This is a genomic window from Nostoc cf. edaphicum LEGE 07299, assembly GCF_015207245.1.
In the GTDB taxonomy this organism is placed as follows: Bacteria; Cyanobacteriota; Cyanobacteriia; order Cyanobacteriales; family Nostocaceae; genus Nostoc; species Nostoc edaphicum_B.
The window spans coordinates 1-6,647 of the sequence record NZ_JADEXF010000192.1; the positions used below are offsets into that span (position 1 = coordinate 1).

The 6,647-nt window shown below is 44.9% G+C and carries 3 protein-coding genes; all 3 read right to left on the minus strand.

What is annotated here, in order from left to right; all coding sequences use genetic code 11:
- A partial coding sequence (locus IQ229_RS07855; RefSeq protein ID WP_194042692.1) for an ABC transporter ATP-binding protein occupies positions 1–692 on the minus strand: 692 nt, incomplete at its 3' end.
- Between the two features lie 140 nt (positions 693–832).
- The gene (gene ntrB, locus IQ229_RS07860; protein ID WP_194042694.1) at positions 833–1,630 is read right to left on the minus strand and encodes a nitrate ABC transporter permease; all 798 of its coding nucleotides are present in this window, start codon (positions 1,628–1,630) and stop codon (positions 833–835) included.
- Between the two features lie 465 nt (positions 1,631–2,095).
- The gene (locus tag IQ229_RS07865) at positions 2,096–6,631 is read right to left on the minus strand and encodes an SDR family NAD(P)-dependent oxidoreductase (RefSeq protein WP_228013285.1); all 4,536 of its coding nucleotides are present in this window, start codon (positions 6,629–6,631) and stop codon (positions 2,096–2,098) included.
- Positions 6,632–6,647 lie beyond the last annotated feature (16 nt).

A 6,647-nucleotide genomic window follows, 5' to 3' on the forward strand; every position in this document is an offset into this window, starting at 1 on the left:
GGATATACAAAAGGCACTTCCAAAACTTGATCAATGGTTGCACCAGGGCCGTTTTTTAACATCACCACGCGATTAGAGAGCAATAGTGCCTCATCCACATCATGAGTAACCATCATTGCAGTGATATCGTTTGTATTACAAATATGCATCAACTCAGTTTGTAGGGAACTACGAGTTAGAGCATCCAAAGCTCCAAACGGTTCATCCAAAAGTAGAAGCTTGGGCTTAATCGCTAAGGCCCGTGCTAGCGCCACTCGTTGCTTCATTCCCCCAGAAAGTTGTGTCGGTTTTTTGCGAATGGCATCTTTCAGCCCCACCATTTCTAGAGAATGAGCAATTAGCTGATGGCGTTCTTTCTTGGATTTGTGGCGCATTACTTTATTAACAGCTAAGGCAACATTTTCCCAAGCGGTTAACCAAGGTAGGAGGGAATAGTTCTGAAACACCATCATCCGATCAGAACCAGGTCTGCGTACTAATTGACCATCAACTTGTACATAGCCTTGTGTTGCTTTTTCTAATCCAGCCACAATATTAAGCAAGGTAGACTTACCACAACCAGAATGACCGATGAGAGAAACAAAATCTCCCGGCATGATTTTCAGATTGATGTCTTGGAGGACAATATTTTTGCTACCATCCGACAGTTTAAATTCTTTTTCGATACCTTGAATTTCAACAAAACTAGACATATTTATATTCCTCTGATGTGCTCTAACTTGGAAGTTTTTTCTGTAAGCAGGGGGAGCATCCCACTTTTTATTTAGCGAGCAAAGATTAATCCATTAAGGTAAGCACAACGATGAGCGATGACTTGAGGAACGTAAGCAGGTTATTCTTGTGGAGTTAATTTGAAGGATATATAAGCTATTATTTTGTCTAGAATTAGACCAACTCCACCTAAGTAAATAATTGCTAAGATGATTTCGCTAATGTTTGAATTGTTATATGCATCTATGATAAAAAAGCCAATTCCGTCGTAAGAAAGCAACATCTCTGCTGCAACAACGGCTAACCAAGATAGACCGAGTGCAATCCTTAATCCTGTAAAAATGTAGGGAAGTGTAGCAGGTAGTAGGATTTTAAAAAAGTTCTCAAAAATTGTGAATCCTAAAATCTTGGAGACGTTGCTGTAATCTCTAGGAATCAGCTGCACACCCAAAGCAGTATTAAGGATAATCGGCCAAATTGCCGTGATAAAGATGACAAAGATGGCAGAGGGATTAGGTTTGAGAAAAATAGCCTGAGCCAGAGGTAGCCAAGCAAGAGGGGCAACCGGACGCAATAGCTGAATGATGGGGTCGATTGCTTCTCTGCTAAATTTGTTCAGACTAATGATAAAACCAACAGAAATGCCTACTATTATAGCTAATGAGTAACCAAAAGCCACTCTTTCAATGCTAGCAAGAATCAGCCAGAAGAAGCCTTTATTATTGCCTCCCTTATTGAAAAAGGGATCTCTAATCAAGTCCCAGTTCTCAGTTATCACCTTCAAAGGAGAAGGCAACGATGTTCCAGGATTTAAGCTAAGTAGATGCCATACAATCAATAGGATTGTGATACCACAAGCAGGTGAAATAATTTGCTTGACCTGCTTATAGAAAATCAAGTTTTTAGTGTTTATAAACATTGAGGAATATCTTTTTACTTAATAAAAGACTAATCAGATCGAACCCATATAAAATGCACACAGTTTGTTGCAAATAAACAGAATTTTTCCAATCTTGGTAGCAATTTTGATGACCAAACCATACAGGAATGCAGGCAGGGTACAGGGTGCGCCACAAGGCGCAGTGTGTGAATGAATTTATTACCAAGGAGGTGAAATTCCATAGTCTGTCCAGCCAGACTCAAAACCACGCGAGGTGTAACGCCCGGTGGATGTTAACCAGGGGTGAAACAGCTACCTTGAACAAGTACCTTTGAGCTGAACTTGGGTAGGCTTTCTGGAAGGGCAAGGCGCTCGAAACGATATCGCTCGAAACGATATGGTGATGTAAAGGAAGTGTCTTCATACCTACGGGAAACTGTCACCCCTATCTGATATCCGCTCGTCGTAGGATAGCTAACAAGTCAATTAGACTGCCGATATCGGTCAACCCTGCCTCTCCGTTGACTTTCGTGTACCCCCAAGTAAACTCCGTATTTGTGCTAGTTCATTGGCAACTGATGCCTCAAATTCTTGTTCTGAGATTTGTTCTAACTCGGATAAAGCGTCAATTTGTTCGTCTTCTGTTGTAGGCAAGTCAATGTCACCATTGCTGAGAGACTCCCATCCCATGACTTCCTCAGATAAATACTTGAACAGTTTATTAATGGTTGGATACTCAATTGCTAAAGTTGCAGGAAGCGGAATTCCCAGATGAGAGCGGAGTCGATTATTAAGTTGTACCGCCATTAAAGAATCCATCCCCATCTCGACAAAACCTCGATCAAGTTCCGGTAATTGAGATAAACCTAGCCCCAGTACCTTAGTTACTTCCGCTTGCAAATAAGTCATTAAAATATTCCGGCGATTACTCAAGGGTGCTGCCTTCAATTGTTCCAAGAGATCGTAACTCTTTTCCTCTGTAGGCTTGTCTTGTTTTTGTGATGCCGCTTCCTCAAGTAATCCTGAAAGGAATGGTCGTTGATAAGTAAAGCTCGATTGTTGCTGAAACACCGACCACTCGATTGGTAGAATTCCTACCTGTGCTAGAGATTGTCCTAATAATTGCTCTAGTACCTGCAATCCTTGTTCGGGAGCTATACAACTCATTCCCATAGCAGTCCAGCGAACCTGATGACTATCATCGACGTTCGCTGCCATTCCCACTGCTCCCCACGGTCCCCAGTTAATGGACAATCCGGGTAAACCCATTGCCCTTCGATGATGGGCGAGGGCGTCCATAAAAGCGTTGGCTGCAGCATAGTTACCTTGACCTAGTGAACCGAGCAACGCTGTTATGGAAGAGAAACAAACAAAGAACTCTAAGGAGTAGTTTTGGGTCAAGGTATGCAAATTCCAGGCTCCCTTGACCTTCGGAGCCATCACACTAGTCAAGCGTTCCCAAGAAAGCTTGGACAAAACCCCGTCGTCTAATACCCCCGCAGCATGAATCACACCGCGTAGAGGAGGTAGGGATGAATCAATCTTTTCCAATATCCTAGCTACATCTTCCCGGTGTGAGACATCGGCTTTGACGACTAACACCTGGGTTTTGGTTTGCTCCAGTTGACTAATGACCTCCTGTGCCGCATTTGAAGCTTCATGACGTCCGGTGAGTACTAGATGCCGCGCTCCCCGTTTTACCATCCACTGAGCTACTTGCAGCCCCAAAGCTCCTAGTCCCCCCGTGATTAGGTAAGTGCTATCTGATCGCAACGATATATCATTCGATACTACCCAAGGCTGCTTAACTAAGCGAGCTACATATCGTTGGCTCTCACGCAAGACTATCTGATTTTCTCCTTGAGGATCTTGGATCTCCCGGAGCAGCATCTCTACATCATGTACTCCCGCCTCAGGGTCTAAATCTAGCATTCCTCCCCAGAATTGCGGTTGTTCCATGGCTATGACTTTACCCAATCCCCACAGGGGAGATTGCGCTACTGCGAGAGAATCTGTCTTTTGCTTCACTGGCTGAGTCCCTCGGGTGACTAACCACAAGCGAGGGGAGGCTGTCTCACTATGCTTTAGTAGGGCTTGCACCAGGTGCAGCACACTACCACATCCCCATCGTTGAGCTTTCTCTAAAGCCGGGAGGGTTAGATTCTCTGAGGAGGCTGCTTTGAGACTCCACAGGTGGATGACGCCTTTAAGAGGTAACTTGCTTGTTGTTATCACGTCATTTAACAAACGCTCGAATTCCTCTGGGTGAGCAGGATTGAGATGCCAAACATCACTTTCCTGGCTCTGATAGGTCTCTCCCCCATAGACTAAAGTGCAACGATGACCTTGTTGCTGTAAACGTGTGGCGAAGGCTTGTCCCACTCCATCCGAGTCAGCAAAAATAACCCAGTGACTTGGTTGTAGGTTCTGAGGAGTTTCTAAGATTTTCTTGACCTGACGTGGTTGAGGCTTCCATTCTACTTGGTAGAGCCAGTCTCCAATTGTTGCTGCCGTGAGCTGTTGTTTGTGTTCCTGAACTAATATTTCCAACAATTCAGGTAGAATTTTCAGGTGATCGAGTGATAATTTTCCGGTTTTTTCTAGCAGTTGGGCTAATTGTTGGGTCTTGCCTTGGTTAAGCAGGTTAACGATTTGAGATGAAGCCTTTTGGGCGGAGAATGTTTTTTGGTGTTCATTTGTAGGAGCTTCAATCCAATAGCGTTGGCCCTGAAATGGGTAGGTAGGCAATACTACCTTACAATGTGGATAATCGCTGTAAAAACTTGGCCAGTCTACAGACACTCCCTGGAGGTATAACTGCCCTAAACTTGACAGGATTTGTTGCCAATCATCCTGTTGTTGACGCAGACTAGGTAGCCAAACTCCCACACCTTCTGGTAAACATTGACGTCCCATGCTTGACAAAATCGGTTGTGATCCAATTTCTACAAACATCTCATACCCAAGCTGATGCAAATACTCCATGCTAGCAGCAAATTGTACAGGCTGTCGCACATGACGCACCCAATACTGGGCAGTGGTGATGTCATCAGTTGCTAATTCTCCAGTGAGGTTGGAGATTAAGTTGATGCTGGGTCTAGAGTAGCTTACAGAGGAAGCCACAGCTTCAAACTCTTTGAGCATTGGCTCCATCATCGGTGAGTGAAAAGCGTGGGACACTTGCAAGGATTTGATCCGAATTCCCTGAGTTTCTAAGGTAGCACAGATAACAGCCAGAGCTTGAGCTTCACCGGAGATGACAAGACTTTCGGATCCGTTAACTGCGGCTATCGACACCTGCTGAGCATAATAGGGTTCAATCACGCTTTGAACCTGGTTTAACGTGGCTGACACTGCTACCATTTCACCCCTTGCAGACAGTGCTTGCATCAAACGCGCTCTGGTAGCGACTAGCTTTAAGCCTTCTTCCAGGCTAAATACTCCTGCAACAGTTGCTGCCACGTATTCACCAACACTGTGGCCCATAACTACATCTGGTTGAATACCCCACGATTTCCATAACTGGAAAAGTGCATACTCAATGGCAAATAAAGCAGGTTGGGTGTAAGCTGTTTCATTGATCAGAGAAGTTTCACCAGCTTGGGGATACAACACTTGTAGCAGTGAATGCTCCAGATAAGGACGCAAAATGGTATCGCATTCTTCTAGTGCTTGGCGAAACGTTGGTTGCGTTTCGTATAATTGCCTTCCCATACCTACATACTGCGAGCCTTGCCCTGTAAATAGGAATGCAATTTTTGGGCGCTCCTTATTAGTCACTTGGCCACTTACCAACTTCAAAGTCTCTGTCCCAGTTTTGAAAGCTGTCAACTGCTCGCGTAAGTGCAGACTCGATTGTGCAACTGCTGCCAAGCGGTGGTTAAAATGTGATCGCCCCATACTAGCAGTAAAGCAAACATCCGCTAAGGATACCTCGGGATGCGATGTCAAAAATTCTAAATAACGGTTTACCAATTCTCCCAAAGCCTTCTCAGTTTTGGCTGAGAGGGTGAGCAGGTGGTAGGGACGCTCAATTTCATTTTTAATCGGTGCTATTTCTGGTGCTTCCTCCAGAATAACATGGGCATTAGTACCACCGATTCCCAAAGAATTGACTCCAGCGCGACGGGGGGAACCTGGGGTATCCCAATTCTTCAGAGTCGTATTGACGTAGAAGGGGCTGTTTGCAAAATCAATTTGGGGATTGGGTTGTTCAAAGTGTAGACTGGGTGGCAATTTTTTATGGTACAGTGATAAGACTGTTTTGATAAAACCTACCACACCCGACGCAATCTGGAGATGACCAACATTGGTTTTGACTGAACCGACAGCACAAAAGTTTTTCTTCTGCGTACTGGTACGGAATGCTTGAGCCAACCCCCCAATTTCAATCGGATCTCCGATGGGTGTCCCAGTTCCATGGGCTTCCACGTAGCTGATGGTCTCTGCATCAACTCCAGCCATCGCCATCGCCTCTGTAACAACAGCTGCTTGGCCATCTCCATTAGGAGCCATGTAGCCGACTTTCATTCCACCATCGTTATTGAGGGCTGAGCCTTTAATAACAGCATAGATGTGGTCTTCATCGGCGATCGCATCTTCCAGGCGCTTCAAAACAACAATCCCGACACCACTACCAAAAATGGTACCCTGAGCACGAGCGTCAAAAGCCCGACAATGACCGTCTGGAGTGACGATCATCCCCTCTTGATATAAATGACCAATCTTTTGTGGTACATTTACTGAAACCCCGCCCGCTAATATCATGTCACATTCGCCACTCAGTAAAGTTGAGCAAGCCATGTGAATTGCAACCAAGGATGTAGAACAAGCGGTTTGCACATTGACACTGGGCCCAGTAAGATTCAGTTTATAAGAAACCCGTGTGGTTAAATAATCTTTGTCATTGGCAACCATCATTTGAAAACCGCCCATTGAATCCATGGTTGCCACTTGGAGATTATCGTTGACGTCAAGCTGATGGCGGTTGGGATAAATATTGTTAAGTAAGTAAGTGTTCATAGTGGCACCGGCATACATACCGATGGCACCATCA

Excerpts from the sequence above, each read along its gene's own strand:
- ntrB (WP_194042694.1), bottom strand. The coding sequence starts at position 1,630 with ATGTTTATAAACACTAAAAACTTGATTTTCTATAAGCAGGTCAAGCAA.
- IQ229_RS07865 (WP_228013285.1), bottom strand. The coding sequence starts at position 6,631 with ATGTATGCCGGTGCCACTATGAACACTTACTTACTTAACAATATTTAT.